An 18,775-nucleotide genomic window follows, 5' to 3' on the forward strand; every position below is an offset into this window, starting at 1 on the left:
CCTCCTGTTTCAGAACAGCTCCGTATTCTGCGCCACAGCTTCCATCAAACCCTTCATCAGGTCAACCGAGTCCTGAAAACTGCGGCGGTATTCCTCAATGATCTTCGGGTCGATATCCTTGGAAACAGCCATGATCTGCCGGTCGGTGGCAAAAGCGGCAAACATCAGATCCCCCCGGAAGCTCATCCGCAGTTCCCGGGCATCCACTGCCCTCCGCAGCTGCTGCTCCCAGTTTTCCAACTCCGGGCCAAAGCCGGGGCGGGGGCTTCCGGGCAGGACGAACGCTTCCTGCGCCACCGGCCTGCGCATCCGGCAGACCAGAAACAACCCCTTGAAGATCGTTTTGGAGCAGGTGCGGGTGTTGTGTGGGTCGTCGGGCATGGGGTCCCGCACCTCCCAGACATGGGTGAGGGAAGCGTTGTGCATGGCAAAGGGGATGCCCTGATAGCTGCCCTCGTAGCTGCCGCGGGCACTGGCAGATTCCCATTCCTCCGGAAAAAGCCCGGAACGCCGCACCAGTTCATTGCTCATGGGCCACTGTTTGTGCTCCGGCTGCGGGCCAAAGGCCTTGCGCAGTGCATCCAGAAAGCCGTCGCCCAGCTGCCCGAGGATCAAAGCGCTCTGCATGGCGTGGATCAGCTGGATCAAAAATACCGCTGCTACGATCACAAGCATCACGATGACGCAGCCCGCTGCAAAGCTTTCAAGCAGGATGCCTGCCAGAACACCCAGCACGGCACCTGCAATGCAGCCGTAGGCGCAGAGGTTTGCCAAATGGCCGTAAAACAGGATGCGGCGGGAAAACTCCTCATCCGGCATCTTTTCCTGCGGGGCACGGTTCCGTTTCCTCATACCGCATCACTCCCATCAGCACCCGACGGTGCTGCTCACTTTTTTGCCCATCTTGTCTGCCTTATCGTAGCCGTTGTACTCCGGAACAAAGAAGGTCTTGGCCATCACGTTGTTGTAGCTGGTGTCCCAGTAGATCACAGTCCACATATAGGCATCCATCTCATCGTTCCAGATATAGCCCCGCATGGTTGCAACACGGTTGGTGGCGCTGCTCTCATCCACCACTTCCCAGGAGGTATCGGGCCACTGACCGCCGTACAGCTGCTGGAAATCATACTCCAGATATTCCTCTGCGTAGTCCAGAACAAAGTCATCATCGGAGCCGGTATAGTCCAGGTATTCATTGGTGATCCTGCGGCAGACCGCAAAACCACAGTCGTCCCATTCGGGGTTCGCCACCACCAGTGCGTCGTCCAGAACGTCCAGCACATAATACTCATAAGGGTAATAGGTCTGCACATGAACGGTCTTGTCCTTGACGTGCATCCGGTTGCCTTTGTCGGTAAAGGTCAGGTCGTGGCCGGATGCATAGGCGCTGAGTGCCAGCGTCATGGTCAGCAGCGCAGCCGCAAAGAACCCAAGGGTGCGTTTCATCGTGTTTTTCATAAAAATGCCTCCCTATTGCAAAATGATTTCAGATTTGGTTATGACGGAACAGACAGAAAGTTCTCTGTCTCCGGGTCCCAGCAGAAGAGCAGTTCCAGGGTTCCTTTTCCCTGCGAAAAGCGGAGCAGGATATCGCTGCTGCCATCGCCGTTCCGGTCTGTGATCTCCATGCCGAGGTAGCGTTCCTCCGCATTCTCCACAGGGGCGGGGTAGACCAGTTCGGCCAGCAGCACCTGATCCTCTGTATCATAGTAGAGGGCGGTGTCCCCGGTGTGGACGCAGGCGCAGAAGTCGATGGCCTCCCCGCCCCGCACCAGCGTCCCCTGATCGTCGATGATGCCCCAGGTGCGCCAATCGCTTCCGGCAATGTCCTCCTCCGGCGGGTCAGTTTCCCGTACTGCAGGAGCTGAAAGGAGGTTCCATCCCAGAAGCAGGATCAGAATTGCCGCCAGCAGGATACCGATTTGTTTTTTCATCTTTTTTACCACCTGTTGTTGAAAAGCAGGTCGGTGCCGTTCATGCTCAGGGTGCTCACGTCCTCCCCAACATCGCCCGGATGCTCATTGGGGATCAGGACAGCGGTGTCCTCGGTGCCATCGTCCCAGAAAAGGCTTACTGCATCGCCGTCCACCATCCACTGACCGGTATACACGCTGTCGGCATCAAAGCCGTAGACGCTGTCCCCCAGGTCTTTCTGGCCATACAGGATGAAGCCGTGGTTGGGGTAGAAGTTGAGGTACAGATGCTCCTCGTCCAGCCGCCACTGCCGGTACATCAGCACGCAGGCATTGTGCAGGTCCTCGTCATCGGTGTAGTCGGAGCGGATGTAGTAACTCGGGAAGGAGCTTGCATTTCCGGTCAGAAAAGCCCGTCCGTCCTCGATGATCTCCACGCTGTTGAAGACGTTCTCCTCCATCTGAAGGCTCAGGAAAGGCACATCGTCCGGGCCGATGTCAAAGCCCTCCATGTTGTAGACCGTTCCCTTCATGGGGTAGGCGGTGTAGGTGTCATCGGTGGAGCCGTATTCGCCGTGCATCTCCACCGTGCCGTCGGAGCCGATGTGGTACCAGTTTTCCGAGGTGTAGTCGCCCCGCTCATACCAGAGCCAGTCGTCCAGCGCTTCCTGCTGTTCGTCGCTCAACTCGGTCACAGAGGATGTATCCGGGCTTTGTGCAGAATAGGGCGCTTCCTCCGCTTCCGAGCTGGGGGAAGGCTCTGCCGTGCCTCCTCCGCAGGCAGAAAGGCAGATGCACCCTGCCAGCAGCAGGCTCAGGGCAGCGATGTTCTTTCTCTGTTTCATCGTATTCCTCCTTCCTTTTCCGGGATTTTTGTTCAGATAAAACAAAAAGATCCACGTTACACCTTTAATGTAGCGTAGATCTTTCCAAAATGCTATTAACCTGAGGTTAGTATTTTTTTGCAAACAATTCTGCCAGCTGGGCACGCTTCGTGCGCGCGCCGCCGCCAATGCCCAGCTTGGAATAAAGCTGGTTGGTATACTGCTTCACGGTGCCTTCGGAGAGGAACAGCCGGGCAGCGATCTCTTTGTTGGTGCAGCGGTCTGCAATGAGCCTTGCCAGAGCCAGCTCCCGCTCTGTGAGCCGGGCGGCCGCTTCGGGCAGGGCTTCGCTGCGGTTCAACGCCCGGCAGCGTTCCTGCTGCGCTGCGCCCAGAGCAAGGATGCACCGGACAGCATTGGCATGCGGCCCTTCCTGCGCTGCTTCCAGCAGAGGTTCCAGATCCCGGAAGTTTTCTGCAAAGGGCACTACAAAGCCGTCCAGGGCGGCCTGCGCCAACGCCTGCTCCAGCAGGCTGCGCCCCTCGTCCTGCCTGCCCAGCCGGGCACAGGCTGCCGCCATCTGGATCCGCAGATGCAGGGCCACCAGATCGTAGTGAAGGGCCTCGCACATAGCCAGCAGCCCCGGGCCGCGGCCCAGCACCCGGGCCCATTCTCCCTGTGCCAGATACACCTGATTTTCGATCAGCCCGATCATGGGTTTGCCGGGAGCAAGGGTGTTTACGGTGTTCATGCGGTGGGCGGCGTACACCTCCGGGATGCCGTCCGTCTGCCCCCGCAGCGCGTAGTAATAGGCACAGATGGCATGGAACAGATTGCGCCATGCCATATTGTGCTGCCGGAGCAGCTCTTCCCGCCGTACTTCCAGCGGGACCCGGGGCGTGTACGGCCCGCAGAGGGACAGCCGCCACGCCAGAAAATCACAGCAGAGGGTCATGTTGGTCTGACCGTTCCCCTCGATCTGTGCATAGGCACGCTCCAGCAGGATCTGCGCATCATCGAACTGCCCCTGTTGCAGATCCGCTTCTGCCCGCATGATGGTCTCCGCCCCCATGCCGTGCCCGTTGGTGATCTTATAATAGTGGGGCATACACTCATCCATCTCCGCCAGCTCCCGGTCCAGCTGACCGGGCTGGCGATGAAACATCATCAGCACCGAGGGCGAACCGAAGGTCCATCCGCCGCTGTTCTGGATGCTGCTGGCCGGGTGGGACATCTGTGCACTGGCACTGCGGTGCAGGCGGCTCATGGCAGAGATATCGTTATACATGAGAAAGCTCAGGATCAGGTCACACTCTCCCAGCAGGTTGCCTTTTTCCTCCTGAGACCACTCCGGATGCTCTGCCACCGTGGTCAGCAGAAGCTCCTTCAGCTCCATCATTTTGGGGATCTGCCGCCAGTTGAACATGCAGCGCATCAGCACCAGAATGGCAAACGGGTGCTGCTTGAGCGTTTCCACCGGGCAGCGCCCCAGCCGTTCCAGCAGCTCTGCCGAACCAAGGGAGGTCAGCAGGATCCCCGCATCCCGCTCAATGACCTGCAATGCCGCATCGTAATCCCCGCACGCCTCGTAGGCAGTCAGGGCGTGGAGATACTGCAGCTTTGCCTCATACCACGCCCCGTACCGCTTCCGGCAGGCATCCTGCTTCTCTGGTGCCAACCGGGCAAACAGCCGCTCGGCACACTCCTTGAGCATGTGATGGAACCGGAAGGTCTTTCCGTCCGGCAGACGGGTCACAAAGGCGTTCTGCTCGGTCAGGGTCCGCAGGATCTCCGCTGCGTCCGGCATTTCAGTCACGGCCTGTGCCATTTCCACAGTGAATTCATCCGCAAGCCCCATCATGGCAAGGAATTCCTGCATTTTGGGCGGCAGGTTTTCCAGCATCGCCGCCGCGAACATGGAATAAATGTCCGCGTCCTCACTCAGCAGGATGCCCCGTTCAGCCAGGGAGTGGAGGTTCAGGTAGATGGCGGAGAACCACCCCTCGCAGGAGCGCAGAAGGCTATCCACCTGTGCTTCGGTCAGGTCCATGCCGCAGCGGTGGGCGTAGTGGGCAAGCTCGGTATGGTTGAGCCGCAGCTGTTCCTTGCCAATGCGGTGCAGGCGGTGCCCCAGCCGGAGGATCTCCTCTTTGGGCAGAAAGTTGTTCCGGCTTGCCACGATCAGGTGAACGTTCTCCGGCAGGCGATTTGCCAGTCCGCACAAAAACTTCGCCGCTTTTTCGTCCTTTAACAGGTGGAAATCATCCAGAAACAGGTAGCAGGGCCTGTCCCCCGCCAGCACCGTGCACAGGTCATCCATCAGCTGGGCCGCACTGCTGGCATCCTCCGGGTACTCGCAGCCCGCCAGTGCAGTCAGCCCCGCTGCTGCAAAGGCATTCTGTACGCTTTTCCAGAAGATGGAGCGATTGTCAGAATAGATATTCACCCGCAGGATGACTGCATTTTCCGTCTGCTTGCGCTGGTTCAGAAACCAGTTGATGGCAGTGGTCTTGCCATAGCCCATGGGAGCCACCACCGCCGTCAGTGCACTGACTGAAACAGGGCGCAGGGTCTCCTGCACCCGCTCCGAAATATAGATCGCATTCAGGTCCAGTTTCCGCATCGTTTTTGCTCCTTTTCCCCATCCGGAGGATCCTGTGATCCGCTGTGTCAAGTATAGCATAAATGCGGAAAAGCTGCACGCTGTTTTTATCTAACTGAGCCATTCTCCCCCCATTCTTCTTCATCATAGCAGAACAGGCATCCTGCCCGATACCGCCAAACGGTAACGCAGGATGCCTGTTCTGCTTTATGTTTCCCGGAATTCCCGCGTATTGAACGGCGCTTTTTAATGCTGGATCTGTCCGCCTGCCCGGGTCGCTTTTTTCATCCGTAAATCTGTGAAGGGTGCCAATGCTTCGATCAGTGCGTGATCGTGGTTCTGCACCAGACGGCTTTGGGGGCCGAAAAGCATGGTCTGTTCCACATCCTCCGTACTGGCAGCCCAGCCCGGCGCACCGGTACGGGCAAACTGCATCACAGCGCCAAAAATTTCCGTTTCCAGCTGCTTTGCTCCCTCAAAGGCACACACTGGCACAAGCTCTGTGTTGTGGAACACAAATGGGATATCCGCACAGTGCCACGGGGTGCTTTTTCCCATCAGAGGGAAATCCTGATCAAACAGATAACTGTACACCTTTCCGCCCGCCTTGGCACGCTCCCGGACATATTTGATCGTGGGGGCGCGGAAGCTGGTATCTGCCAGCAGCAGGTCTTCCTCCGGGCGGTGCGGGTAGGCAGTGCGGAACTGCTCCCGCAGGGTCTCTGCGGCAGACAGGCCCACTGCTTCCTCCGGGCCGACTCCTTTCAGTCCATCAAAGAAACCGTAGAACTCCGAATAAACCGTACCGATCAGCACCGGAACGTCTGCAGTCTCGGGCCGAAACCCACTGCCGTTATGGAGCGGATCTCCAAGATAGAAGCGGTTCGGGTGGGGACTTTGGCCCACGTTCGCGCCTTTTGCTTTCAGAGCCGGGCTGACGTTCCGGTAAGCCTGCGCCAGTTGGTGGTAGGGCACAGTTTCCAGCTGCTGTGCTGTCTGCACGCCAAGCTCCTGCATCAGCGCCTGCACACAGTCCCTGCCGCTGCCGACACTGTCGTTCAGCAAACCTTCCAGCACACCACTCATTATCATCGCCCTGTGGTACAGGCCATCTGCTGCCGGGGTCTGCAGCAGCGTTGTCACTTTGGCTCCGCCGCCGGACTGGCCGAATACCGTCACGCAGCCGGGATCGCCGCCAAACGCTGCAATATTGTCCCGCACCCACTGCAGTGCCAGGATGATATCATCCCCACCCGCATTGCCGGAGTTTGCGTACTCCTCCCCAAAATCGGAGAGATCCAAGTAGCCCAGGATGTTCAACCGGTGGTTCAGTGACACCACCACGCAGTCCCCTTCCCGCGCCATGTTTCCGCCCTCGTAGGCCACCTGCTCAATGGACGAGCCGGCAAAAAATCCGCCGCCATGGAGCCAGACCATCACCGGCCGCTTTTGGGCATCGCAGGCCGGGGTCCAGATGTTCAGGTTCAGGCAGTCCTCATCCTGCACCCAGTAGCGGTGGGGCACACGCAGTTCGCCGCTGGGCTTGTCGATGCTCAGCAGAGGGCAGACGCAGCCGTAACTGGAAGCGTCCAGCGGCTCTGCCCAAGGCTGGGGCGGCTGGGGTGCATGGAAGCGCACCGCCCGCCCATACGGGATGCCCTTGAAGCTGCTGATCTCCCGGAAGCGATATCCCCGCACCGGACCGTAATTTGTCTGAACCACCGGAAAATCCGGCGCACAGCAAAATGCCTTTTCCATAAATGACCTCCTTCTTTCAAAAAGACAGACCCCCGGTACTGCAAACATGGCACCCGGAGGTCTGTTTTTGTTATCCTAAATCTTCGCCGTTGGTGGCAATGACCTTCTGATACCAGTAGAAGCTGTCCTTCTTTTCGCGGCTCAGATCACCCGTGCCGTCGTCAAACTTGTTGACGTAGATGAATCCATATCGCTTTGCCATCTCACCGGTGGAGGCACTCACCAGATCGATGCAGCCCCAGGGGGTGTAGCCCATCAGGTCTACACCGTCCTTTACAGCCTCGGCCATCTGCTCGATGTGGGCACGCAGGTAGTCGATGCGGTAGCTGTCGTGGATCTTTCCGTCGGCATCCTTCTTGTCGTAAGCGCCCAGGCCATTTTCCACCACCATCAGGGGAATGCGGTAGCGGTCGTAGATCTCGTTGAGAGTGTAGCGCAGACCAATGGGATCAATCTGCCAGCCCCAGTCGGAGGCTTTCAGGTAAGGATTCTTCTTACCAGCAATGATGTTGCCGCCCACATCATCGGCATCCTTGTGGGTGGTGATGCAGTTGGACATATAGTAGCTGAAGGTGTAGAAATCGACAGTACCGGCCTTCAGGATGGCAGCATCCTCCGGCTCCTGCCGGATGGTGATGTTATTCTCGGCAAAATAGCGCTTCATGTAAGAAGGATACTCGCCGCGGACATGCATATCAGAGCAGAACCAGTTGCTGATCTGCATGGCCTTCTGGTTGGCGATCTCGTCGGCCGGGTCGCAGGTCAGTGCGTAGCTGGTGATAAAGCAGATCATGCAGCCCATCTTGAACTGAGGGTAGTGGTCGTGGGCATACCGAACAGCCTCTGCACTGGCCACAAACTGGTGATGCAGCGCCTGAAAGCGCTCCTGCTTGTTGTCCGGCACCTTGTCGGTAGGGCCTTCAAAGCCCCGGATGGTGCCTGTTTCCAGGATCGCGCCCATCGGCATGGTGCCGCAGTTGATCTCGTTGAAGGTCAGCCAGTACTTGACCTTATCCTTGTACCGCTCAAAAATAGCCTTGCAGTAGTTCATATAGAACTCGATGAGTTCCCGGCTGGCCCAGCCGTTGTACTTTTCCACCAGCGCATAGGGCAGTTCATAGTGGCTGATGGTGACCAGCGGCTCGATGCCGTGCTTCTTGCAGCAGTCAAAGACCTTGTCATAGAATTCAAGGCCCTTCTCGTTCGGCTCGGTCTCCATACCGGTGGGGAAAATGCGGGTCCAGTTGATGGAGGTGCGGAAGGTCTTGAAGCCCATCTCGGCGAAGAGAGCAATGTCCTCCTCGTAGTGGTGGTAGAAGTCGATGGCCTCATGGCTGGGATACAGCCGGTCGGAGCGGACAGCAGTTGTCACCCATTTCGGGCTGGTGTGAGAGCCATTGGTGCACAGGTCAGGGATACTGGGGCCTTTGCCATCCACGTCCCATGCGCCCTCGAACTGGTTGGCTGCACAGGCACCGCCCCACAGGAAATCATCACGGAAAACGCTCATAAGTTTCTACTCCTATCCTATTTTGTTCTGGTTCAGGCGGGGTTCTGTTCAAAGAACAGCTTCAGGGCACCGATCAGGTTGGCATCGTTGCCATAGCGGCAGCGCACCAGCTCCGGCTTGACCGTCGGCATGACTGTGCAGCGCTCAAACAGCCAATCCAACTCGGCCTGAATCGCAGGCAGCAGAGCCTCCGCTGCGCTGATACCGCCGCCGATGGCCACCTTTTCCACATCCAGCACATTCTGCAGGCTCAGGATGCCAACGGCCACCCGCCGGGCAAAGATCTTGAGAGCCTTCTGCGCTTCCGGCTCCCCGGCATTGTAAGCCGCAAAGATTTCTTCCCCGGTGGGCATGGGGCTGCCCGTCGGCAGATGCTTCTGCCGGGCATACTCGAAGATCAGGCCACTTGCCGAGGCCATTCCCGCCCAGAGGGGTGCTTCGGAATACCGCTCTACCGAGGTCAGTTTGAAATCATCGTCGGTCATCTTTGAAATATCCGAGACAAGGCCGCTAACCTCGCCTGCGGCAGCGTGAGCGCCCATCAGCACCTTCCCGTTCAGGATGATACCGCCGCCGATGCCGGTGCCCAGCACCAGCACAAGGCCATTCTCCACACCGGCCAGTGCACCGGTCCAACCCTCCGCTGCTGCGGCACACTTGCCATCGTTGGCGATGGTCACCGGCACGCCCAGCCGTGCCTCTACCTGCGCAGCAAAGGGCTGCTCCCACATAAAGGCACTGAGCATTCCACCGGTATGGGCGATGCCGTTTCTGGTATCGATGCGGCCCGGCATAGAGATGGCGCAGCCCACGAACTGTCCCTGAAGGGGAGCGGCAAAGCCCTCGATGGCCGCCAGAAGGTCATCCATATTCGTCAGCGGTGTCGGAACCTTTCCACCAGAGATTTTCCGGGCCTGTTCATCGGCCAGGCTGTACTTGATGAAGGTTCCGCCGATGTCGATCAAAAGATACTGTTTCATCTTATCTCCTGCTTTCTGTTGGTTGTTTTCAGACTCATGCAAAGCCCAATGCGGCAGCCAGGCTGAGCATCACCGGCAGCGTGATCAGTGACAGCAGAGTGCTCAGACAGACCATCTGCACAGCGTAGGAAGAATCCAGTCCCAGACGCTGGGCATACACCGCGATGTTGCTGCCGATGGGGGCCGCATTCACAATGATGAGCACCGTGCCGATCTGCCACCATCCGGCTGGAAGAAGCATCAGACAGACGATCGTCAGCAGTGGGATCACCACCAGCCGTACTGCCGAAAGGGCGTAGAGCCGGGGGCGGGTAAAGATGGCTTTGAGGTCGGTCCTGGCCAGATAGACACCCAGCACGATCATGGCAAGCGGAGCGTTCATGCCTGCAATGGCCCCCATGGGGGTGCGGAGGAACTGCGGCACCGGGATGCGGCAGAAGTAGATCATCACACCGCCCAGCAGGGAGAGCACCAGCGGATTTTTGAGCACTGCCCCCAGTTGGATGTACTTTTTGTCCCCGGAAAGCTTTGCCTGGCCGTAGGTCCACTGCAAAGCATTCAGCAGGGCCACAAAGCCTGCTGCATAGAACACAGCTTCTCCACCCAGCACTGCTGTGACCAGCGGAAATCCCATGAACCCGGCATTGGAAAAAGCCACACCGATCTGCGCCATGGGGTCTTTGCGGAAAAAGAGCCACGACACCGCCATGGAGATCAGCAGCACCCCGGCACCTGCCGCAATGCTGACAGCCAATTCCACAGCTCCCTTTGCCGAATACTCAATACAGAATGATTTTAGCACAACACAGGGCAGCACACAATATAACAGCAGGTGAGCCAGTGCCTTGCTGCCCTCCTGGGTGATCAGTCCGGTACGGTAAAGCACATAGCCAATGATGAGATAGAGGAACATCAAAAGGATCTGCCCCAGAACAACACCAAAGACTCCGGTCATTGCTTTCCTCCCTGTTCTTCTCCGATTTTGCGCAGCAGCGGCAGCAGAGCATCCATCACAGGGCGGTAGCCGTTGGCATACAGGTGCATTCCCTCAATGGTGTACTCCGCTTTCAGATTTCCGGCAGCATCGCACAGGTCCTTGTTCAGGTCGAGGAATTCCGCCCCGTATTTCCGGGCCAATACCTGCACGCCCTCGCTTGCCTCCCGGATGCGCTCATTGGTGCGCCAGTGGAAGCATTCGATCAGGCCCGGGTCTTCGGCCACGGTGGGGTTTACCGGATAATAGGCCAGCAGGTAGAGCTTTGTTTCAGGCAGTTTTTTCCGGATCTGCTGCACGATCTCCTCATACCGGCCCAGCATGGCGGCGCGGTCGTAGTCCGGGCCGTTCAGGTCATTGGTGCCGATGTTCAGGAACAGGTGCGCAGGCTGCAGCTCAAGGATGCACTCGTCCATAGCCTCCAGCAGCTCGGTGGTGGTAAAGCCGCCGATGCCCCGGTTGTACAAGGTGCAGTGCAGATCATCGTCCTGCAAAAACTCATACAGCGGAAACTGTTCCATCAGGCTGGAACCGGCAAACACCACCGCTCCTTTCTTTGCATAAGGATTCAGACGACGGAACCGCTCCCGCTTGATCTGCTTTTCCCTCTGGCTCTCCTGTTGCCGCAGTTCGTTCAGAAGGACATTTCGTTCCTGTTCCGTCATGGTCTTGGTTCCTTTCTCTCAGTTCTCGTGCAGGGGCAGTTCTACAAAGCTGCCCTCCCCCAGCAAGATCTTCTGGTGGGCGATGCGGGTCTTTTCCTGTTCAGACCAGACTCCTGCGTAATTGCTGTGAACGGCGTACTGCGGGAAGTCGGAAGAAGAGACATCCAGCCGCAGGCAGCTGCCCGGCTGTACCGTCCAGTTCATATCCCACATCTCCACACAGACCTTTGCTGTCTGGCCGGGAGTATAGGTCTGCCCCTCCGGCAAATCTGCTGCAATGGTGGTGATGCCGCCCCGGATGTTATAGGCCCTGCCATCCGGGAACACTTCCATCAGCTTGGCAGTGAAGGCAGTATCATCCACATCGGTCGAGACATTCAGGTGCACCTTGATTTGTCCACAAATGGGCAATGCTTTTTCCAGCGGAGCGCTGACGAAGCTGACCACATCGGGCCGATAGTCCGGCTCCGGCTGCAGCAGGCTGCCTGCCTCTGCAATGGTGGTCAGAACGCTTTCTGCGCCATGGCTGGGCACGGGGTTCTCCGGGTCATACACAAAGGTGCGCTCCCCTTCTGCCGGCTCGGCATTCAGAGTTGTTTCACCCAGATAAAGCTTTTCAGTCCGGCTCACGGGGGCGGGCCATGCCTCCAGCGTTTTCCAGCGGTCCTCCCGCATTACATAGGTGCGCACCCGCTTTTCCGGCTGTTTTTTCTGCTTCAGCAGCAGGTCGAACCATTCCAGCAGCCGGTGGGCGTCGCCGTTTTCCAGATTGTGCTGTTCGCCCCACGCAATGCAGGGCTGGGACATATGATTCCAGCAGCCGATATCCAGCCAACTGTGCTCTTTGGTCTCAGGGGCCAGAGAGGCATAAGTGTTGATGGCACTGCCAAAATGGTGATCGTACCATGCATCGATGATATACACCGGAACCTTGGTATTTCCGGGCACATCGGCTAACAGCTTCCACCAGCCCTGCTGCCAGTAGGCATCTGTGCGGCGGGTGGCGTGGATCCAGTCCTGATACCAGTCCAACTTTCCACCCCACAGCGCTTCATCCACCTTGTCGTGGGGACGGAAGCGGCAGCTTTCCAGATAGTCCGCTGTGACCGGATGGCCTGCATTCTGCATTGCCCAGCCAGTCAGCACGTCGTGGCGGAACAGCCCCTTTTCATAGGCCGATTTGAAACGGTCGGTGCCATAGACCGTCAGCATCATTCCCTTGACCTTGGGTGGAACGATATCTGCAATGGCCCAGCCGGTCAGGGCCAGATAGCTGGCTCCGAAATAGCCGATGCTCTCTGCCCAGGGCTGATCGTTGAGCCACTGCAGGGTATCGCGGCCATCCGGGCGCTCATTGACGTTGGGTTCCCAATGTCCCTCGCTCTTGCCCGTACCGCGGCAGGTCTGGATCACATAGCCGTAGCCCCGGCGGGTCAGTTCTGCTCCGTTGATCTCATACAGCGGCTGCTGATTGGGATAGCAGCTGCGCTGGATCAGCACAGGGAACTGTGCAAGCCCCTCCGGTTTGAAGATCTCGGTATAGAGCTTCACTCCGTCCTGCATGGGCAGCATCAGCTCCTCCCGGCGGCAGCCATAGACCGGGCCGTCGTAGGGCATACTGGCATATTCCTGTCGGTAGCTCTCCTGCGCCTGCCGCATCATCTCTTCCATCTCACGCTGCTTCTGCTCGGCAGCGGCCTTTTTTTCTTCCTCTGTCATTGATTTTCCCGCCTTTCCGTGTTCTCAAAAGCGTGTGCAGCTGACAAAGTGGCCAGGTTCCACTTCCTTCAAGGGGATATCCCTGCCGCGGCAGGCATCTGTTGCATAGGGGCAGCGGGCCGCAAAACGGCAGCCGGGAGCCGGGTCCACAGGGCTTGTCAGTTCGCCGCGCATGACCTCGGTGGAAAGCTTTTTGGCCTTCAGGCTGGGGATGGGCACAGCATCCAGCAGACCCTTGGTATAGGGGTGGAGCGGATTCTTGAACAGATCCTCGGTCTTGGCATATTCCACACACTGGCCCAGATACATGACCATGATCTCGTGGCTGATGTGCTTGACCACGCTCAGATCGTGGGTGATAAAGACATAGGTCAGCTTTTTCTCATCCTGCAGATCCATCAGCAGATTCAGGATCTGTGCCTGAATGGAAACGTCCAGTGCAGAGACCGGCTCGTCGCAGATGATGAACTCCGGGTCCATGGCCAATGCGCGGCCGATGCCGATGCGCTGGCGGCGGCCGCCGTCCAGCTCGTGGCTGAAACTCTCTGCATAACGCTCATCCAGACCAACGGTCTCCATGATTTCGGCGATGCGGGCATCGTATTCGTCACGGTTTTTGCAGGCTTTATAGATCTTCAGCGGTTCTCCGATCAGTTCCTTCACGCTCTTGCGGGGATCCAGCGAACCGGACGGATCCTGGAAGATCATCTGCATCCGGGCACGGATGGGCTTGAGTTCCTTGGCATTCAGTTTGGTGATGTCGGTGCCGTCGTAGATGATCTGACCATCGGTAACATCATAGAGCCGCAGCAGCAGGCGGCCCAGCGTGGACTTGCCGCAGCCGGACTCGCCCACCACGCCCAGTGTGGTGCCGCGCTTGATCTTGAAGTTCACGCCGTCCACCGCATGGAGCTGGCTGTTTGCGCCGACTTTGAAGTATTTTTTGAGGTTCTTTGCCTCGATCAAAACCTTTTCTTCCATTGTCATTTCCTCCCGGCTCAGGTGTTGGACTGCGGCGGATCAAACCGGCAGCAGCGGATGAAGTGGCCCGGTGTGACCTCCCGCATCTTCTGGGCCTTTTTGCAGGCTGCAGTGGCATATTTGCAGCGGTCAGCAAAGCGGCAGCCCTCGATCTTCTGGGTGGGGTCAGCCATCATCCCCTCAATGGCCTCCAGACGCTTGGTGTTCTCATCCAGCTTGGGAATGGCGTTGAACAGCCCCTGGGTGTAGGGGTGGCGCTGCGTGGTCTCAAAGATATCCTCTGCTGTGCCGTACTCGATGGCCTCACCGGCGTACATGACCATGACCTTTTCGCAAGTCTGGGCCACAACACCCAGATCGTGGGTAATGAGGATCATGGCGGTGTTCAGCCGCTTCTGCAGTTCGTTGATCAGGCCCAGCATCTGGGCCTGAATGGTCACATCCAGTGCGGTGGTGGGTTCATCGGCAAGGATCAGCTTCGGCTCACAGGCCAGCGCAATGGCAATGACGATGCGCTGCTTCATGCCGCCGGAAAACTGATGGGGGTACTCCACCTTGCGCTTTGCAGGGATGCCCACCAACTCCATCATCTCGTCCACACGGGCTTCCAGTTGAGCAGTGCTCTGCTCCGGATGATGGATCTTCAGTACCTCCATGATCTGGGCTCCCACGGTCATCACCGGGTTCAGGGCAGACATGGGATCCTGGAAGATCATGGATACTACACTGCCGCGCATGGCACGGATCTTTTCCTCGGGAGCATTCAGCATATCCACACCGTCCAGCTTGATGGAGCCGTCGGTCACAAAACCGATGCCTTCCGGCAGAAGCTGGATGACGCTCAGGGCTGTGGTGGTCTTACCGGCACCGGTCTCACCCACCAGACCCAGCGTCTCGCCGTAGTTCAGATCTAGGTCCAGACCATTGACGGCGTAGACGGTGGAAATTTCGGTATCATATTCAACGCTCAGGTTTTTGACTTCCAGCAGCTTGTCGCTCATTTCAGGCCACCTCTTTCACATTCTTGGTGCGCTTTGCGCGCTTGGTCTTTTTGCCGCTGCCCAATGTGCCGCGCAGCTTCGGGTCGAGGGCATCGCGCAGAGCGTCGCCGCACATATTGAAGCAGAGCACCACGATGATGATCGCAATGCCGGGAGCAATGGCAATGATGGGCTGGGTGGACAGGTACTTATAGCCGCCGCTGACCATTGCGCCCCAGCTGGGAGTCGGGGGCGTGATGCCCATGCCCAGGAAGCTCAGGTTCGCTTCGGCCAGAATGGCACCGCCCAGGCTGGCGGTCATGCTGACGATGTTGACGGACAGGCAGTTGGGGAACACATGCACCAGCGTGTTGCGGATCCGGGATGCACCGCACAGGGTACCGGCGGTGACATAATCGGCATTGCGGACGCTCAGCACCTGACCGCGGGTGACACGGGCGTAGCCGGGCACCATCGAGATGCCGATGGCCAGGCAGACATTGCCCAGGCCCTGACCCAGGATCGCGCCCAGAAACATAGCCAGGATCAGCATGGGCACGGCCATCATGGCATCCATGACACGCATGATGAAGGCATCCACCACGCCGCCTGCCATGCCGGCGATCAGGCCCAGTGCCATGCCGATGACGCTGGAAATGACCACGGCCACGATACCGACCGTAAAGGAGATGCGGGCACCATAGATGATGCGGCTCAGAACATCACGGCCATTGGAGTCAGTGCCCAGCCAGTGCTCGGCAGAGCAGCCCTTCAGAACATTGTAAAGATCATCCTTGTTGGGATCATAGGGAGCAATCACCGGAGCAAAGATGGCGATGAGCACCATGATGAGAAGCAAAATTGCGCAGACCACGATGATCTTGCGGCTGAACATGACCCGGAACACGCGGGAGGACGTGATACGCTCCAGCAGACCCTTCTTTTTTGTCTTGTTTTCCACAGTTCATTCCTCCTTTTAGCGGGTGCGGGGATCGATGATGCCGTACAGGATATCGACCACGAGGTTGCAGATGGCAACAAAGATGGAGATGATGAGCACGCCGTTCGCCACCAGCATGAAGTCACGGTTGCTGATGCCGTTCATCATCACGCTGCCAAGGCCGGGGATGACGAACAGGCTCTCGATCAGGACGGTGGAGCCCACCATGGAGCCCAGGCGCATACCCATGGTGGTGACGATGGGGATCATGGAGTTGCGCAGCTGGTGCCTGAAGGTAACATCCTTCTTGGAAACGCCCTTGGCACGGGCGGTGGTCACATAATCCTGCCGCATGACTTCCAGCATGGAAGAGCGGGTCAGACGGACAAAACCAGCGTTGACACCCAGACTCAGCACAATGATGGGCATGATCATATGGCTGAGCCAGCCGCCAAAATCACGGGTGATGGGAACATAGCCGGAACTGGGCAGGACTCGCAGTTTGAGGGCAAACACCAGCATCCCCATCATACCCAGCCAGAACATGGGCATCGAAACGCCGATGTTGGCAAAGAAGGAGATCACACTGTCAATGGTCTTGCCGCGGTTCTTGGCAGCAATGATGCCGAACAGGATACCGGTGATCGTACCAATGATAAAGGCGGGGATCACCATGGTCAGGGTTGTTCCCAGACGGGGCAGGATGATGTCAGCGATCTCAGACTGATAGCTGATGGACTGGCCCATGGTGCCCCGGAACAGGCCGCCGATCCAGCTGAGATACTGGACGATGACCGGACGATCGAAACCATAAAGGTGGCGGTAATAGGTGATCTGCTCTTCGGTAGCGGTTGCACCCAGATAGTTGGCTACGGGGTCGCCCGGAACCATCTGGATGAGGGCAAAGACGAACAGAGTGACAAGCAGGATGGTGATGCAGGATTGCACCACACGCTTGCCGATCATTTTGGCAAGGTTGTTCGATTTCATAGTTCGCTCCATTTCCTGCGGAACCTTTCTCCCCTTCTAAAACAAATCCCGGCGCAGATCACTGCGCCGGGATCTGCCGAAATAAGGAGAAATATATTCCGGTCGTGATACTCTAAAGTTGGTTGCTTACTTGTTCAGCCAGCAGGCGGACAGATCCCAACAAGCAGTGAAGGCTTCGGTTGCGTGATCGTCGATGACGTAATCGTACTTGTACATGGAGGACTTATTCACGTACAGCACGCGGCCAAACAGGCAGGAGCCATCCTCGGCATCGTAGATTGCTGCCTGCAGCTCCTTTTCCAGCTTGTGCTTCTCATCGGGATCCATGCAGCGGCGGATCTCCTCCAGCAACTCCATTTCCTTGTCGGGATGCTGGATGCCCTTGGCGTAGTAAGCGCCGTTCTTGTCCAGATGACGACCCATGTACAGGCCCAGATCAGGAGCGATGGTTGCAAAGTGGAGCATCAGGCCCTCCCAGGTGCCATCCTTCATGTACTGGTTGTTGGTTGCGCTGTCCACCTGCTGGATGTTGCAGTGGATGCCCACCTCGTCCAGCATGTTGGCAATGGCCGTCAGCATATCGGACATGCCGCTGATGGTGATAATGTTGGTGGTAAAACCATCGGCATAACCAGCCTCTGCCAGCAGGGACTTTGCCTTCTCCGGATCATAGGTAAAATGATTCAGGCTGTCGTTGTAGGTAGCGGAACCGGGAACTGCCCACTGGTCAGTCATCTGTGCCATGCCCATCAGGAATGCGGCGTTAATGGCATCCACATCGATGGCGTAGCACAGGGCGCGGCGGACACGGGCATCGGCCCAGGGGCCGTCAATGGCACTGTTGGGGATCAGACCCAGACTCTCGACACCCATGCCGTTCTGGTTATCTTCCTTGACGTAGATGCCTGCACCGTCCAGCTGCTGCAGGATGGTGGGATTGGCCAGACCTACCCAGTACATATCGTACTCGTTGGCCTGGAAAGCAGTGTTTGCGGTGCTGGACTCAGTGACAAGGGTCACCTCCACGGAATCCAGATAGGGCAGGCCCTCCTTCCAGTAATTCTCGTTCTTGGTGTAGATGGCGTAGGCGTTGTTCTCGAACTCGCTCAGCTGGAAGGGGCCGGTGCCGCAGGTGGCGGCATCCAGGCTGCTGGGGTTCTCCAGTGCCTTGGGGCTCATGTAGTAGACGAAGAAGCCCACAGATTCCAGCGTGGAGGAGTTGGGCTCTGCCATCATCATCTTGATGTGGGTGTCATCAATGACCTCACAGGAAGCGATGTTTGCGGTCTCGGTACGGTTGTTGGCCTGATACTCCTCGATGTTGCGCTTGACGGCCTCTGCATTGAAAGGCTCACCGTCGGCGAAATTGACGCCCTCCCGCAGAGTCCAGGTAATGCTCAGCTCATCGGTGTTCACATCCCACTCCGTTGCCAGATTGGGGATCATATTGCCCTCGGCATCATAGCTGGTCAGGCTTTCATAAGAAAGCGTCAGGTAGTAAATGGCCGCGTTGCCGGTGGCACGGGGGGTGTAACCGGGGGTGGCAATGGGGCTGGAATAGCACAGGCGCAGGGTACCGCCTGCCTTGGGCTCACCGGTTGCTACTGCACTGGCAGCAGTGGAGCCAGCCGTGCCGGCTGCGGTGGAACTGGAAGAGCCGCCGCACGCGGCCAGTGTCAGGGCCGTTGCAGAAATGCCCATAGCCTTGAGGAAGTTCCGACGAGAGATACGTTTCATAGTGGTTTCTCCTTCTTGTCCTTCTTATTCTTACGTTCATCTGCACGGTTCTGTGTCTGCCGTGCTTTTGTTGTATTTAGTTTAACGCACCGGAAGCTTTTCCAGCTACCAAAAAACCGAAACTAATTTTTCATTTTCCGTGTTCCTGTTCCGAGAGCTGCAGCATTTTTTCAAGTTTCCGA

At 57.7% G+C, this 18,775-nt stretch carries 16 protein-coding genes; all 16 read right to left on the reverse strand.

Going from position 1 to position 18,775, the window contains the following annotated elements:
• Positions 1 to 9 precede the first annotated feature (9 nt).
• Positions 10 to 852 carry a hypothetical protein gene (locus GXM22_RS11605; RefSeq protein WP_005931628.1) on the reverse strand — a complete coding sequence of 281 codons (843 nt, stop codon included), beginning with the start codon at positions 850 to 852 and terminating at the stop codon, positions 10 to 12.
• A 15-nt stretch (positions 853 to 867) separates the two neighbouring features.
• The gene (locus tag GXM22_RS11610) at positions 868 to 1,458 is read right to left on the reverse strand and encodes a hypothetical protein (RefSeq protein WP_005931631.1); all 591 of its coding nucleotides are present in this window, start codon (positions 1,456 to 1,458) and stop codon (positions 868 to 870) included.
• A 38-nt stretch (positions 1,459 to 1,496) separates the two neighbouring features.
• Positions 1,497 to 1,934 carry a hypothetical protein gene (locus tag GXM22_RS11615; RefSeq protein ID WP_097773489.1) on the reverse strand — a complete coding sequence of 146 codons (438 nt, stop codon included), beginning with the start codon at positions 1,932 to 1,934 and terminating at the stop codon, positions 1,497 to 1,499.
• Positions 1,935 to 1,939: 5 nt separating this feature from the next.
• Positions 1,940 to 2,758 carry a hypothetical protein gene (locus tag GXM22_RS11620; protein ID WP_035393727.1) on the reverse strand — a complete coding sequence of 273 codons (819 nt, stop codon included), beginning with the start codon at positions 2,756 to 2,758 and terminating at the stop codon, positions 1,940 to 1,942.
• 106 nt (positions 2,759 to 2,864) lie between these two features.
• On the reverse strand, positions 2,865 to 5,360 hold the full coding sequence (locus GXM22_RS11625) for a winged helix-turn-helix domain-containing protein (protein ID WP_099357289.1): 2,496 nt from the start codon (positions 5,358 to 5,360) through the stop codon (positions 2,865 to 2,867).
• Between the two features lie 225 nt (positions 5,361 to 5,585).
• Positions 5,586 to 7,097 (reverse strand): carboxylesterase/lipase family protein, encoded by a 1,512-nt coding sequence (locus GXM22_RS11630; protein ID WP_005931639.1) that lies wholly within the window; start codon positions 7,095 to 7,097, stop codon positions 5,586 to 5,588.
• A gap of 70 nt (positions 7,098 to 7,167) precedes the next feature.
• On the reverse strand, positions 7,168 to 8,607 hold the full coding sequence (locus GXM22_RS11635) for a glycoside hydrolase family 1 protein (protein WP_005931641.1): 1,440 nt from the start codon (positions 8,605 to 8,607) through the stop codon (positions 7,168 to 7,170).
• A 32-nt stretch (positions 8,608 to 8,639) separates the two neighbouring features.
• Positions 8,640 to 9,587, reverse strand: a complete 948-nt coding sequence (locus GXM22_RS11640; RefSeq protein ID WP_035393729.1) for an ROK family protein — start codon at positions 9,585 to 9,587, stop codon at positions 8,640 to 8,642.
• 34 nt (positions 9,588 to 9,621) lie between these two features.
• The gene (locus GXM22_RS11645) at positions 9,622 to 10,542 is read right to left on the reverse strand and encodes an AEC family transporter (RefSeq protein WP_005931645.1); all 921 of its coding nucleotides are present in this window, start codon (positions 10,540 to 10,542) and stop codon (positions 9,622 to 9,624) included.
• Positions 10,539 to 11,246: a GDSL-type esterase/lipase family protein gene (locus GXM22_RS11650; RefSeq protein WP_005931648.1), complete on the reverse strand. Its 708-nt coding sequence runs from the start codon at positions 11,244 to 11,246 to the stop codon at positions 10,539 to 10,541. Before GXM22_RS11650 ends, GXM22_RS11645 begins: the two co-directional genes overlap by 4 nt.
• A gap of 18 nt (positions 11,247 to 11,264) precedes the next feature.
• Positions 11,265 to 12,965, reverse strand: a complete 1,701-nt coding sequence (locus GXM22_RS11655) for a CocE/NonD family hydrolase (RefSeq protein ID WP_099357288.1) — start codon at positions 12,963 to 12,965, stop codon at positions 11,265 to 11,267.
• A gap of 24 nt (positions 12,966 to 12,989) precedes the next feature.
• Complete coding sequence (locus GXM22_RS11660) at positions 12,990 to 13,946, reverse strand: ABC transporter ATP-binding protein (RefSeq protein WP_015565765.1); 957 nt, start codon at positions 13,944 to 13,946, stop codon at positions 12,990 to 12,992.
• Between the two features lie 17 nt (positions 13,947 to 13,963).
• Complete coding sequence (locus tag GXM22_RS11665) at positions 13,964 to 14,947, reverse strand: ABC transporter ATP-binding protein (protein WP_005931657.1); 984 nt, start codon at positions 14,945 to 14,947, stop codon at positions 13,964 to 13,966.
• 1 nt (position 14,948) lies between these two features.
• On the reverse strand, positions 14,949 to 15,887 hold the full coding sequence (locus GXM22_RS11670; RefSeq protein WP_005931660.1) for an ABC transporter permease: 939 nt from the start codon (positions 15,885 to 15,887) through the stop codon (positions 14,949 to 14,951).
• 15 nt (positions 15,888 to 15,902) lie between these two features.
• On the reverse strand, positions 15,903 to 16,856 hold the full coding sequence (locus tag GXM22_RS11675) for an ABC transporter permease (protein WP_035393731.1): 954 nt from the start codon (positions 16,854 to 16,856) through the stop codon (positions 15,903 to 15,905).
• A gap of 126 nt (positions 16,857 to 16,982) precedes the next feature.
• Positions 16,983 to 18,593: an ABC transporter substrate-binding protein gene (locus GXM22_RS11680; RefSeq protein WP_005931664.1), complete on the reverse strand. Its 1,611-nt coding sequence runs from the start codon at positions 18,591 to 18,593 to the stop codon at positions 16,983 to 16,985.
• Between the last annotated feature and the right edge of the window lie 182 nt (positions 18,594 to 18,775).

It is taken from the genome of Faecalibacterium duncaniae, assembly GCF_010509575.1.
Lineage (GTDB): Bacteria > Bacillota > Clostridia > Oscillospirales > Ruminococcaceae > Faecalibacterium > Faecalibacterium duncaniae.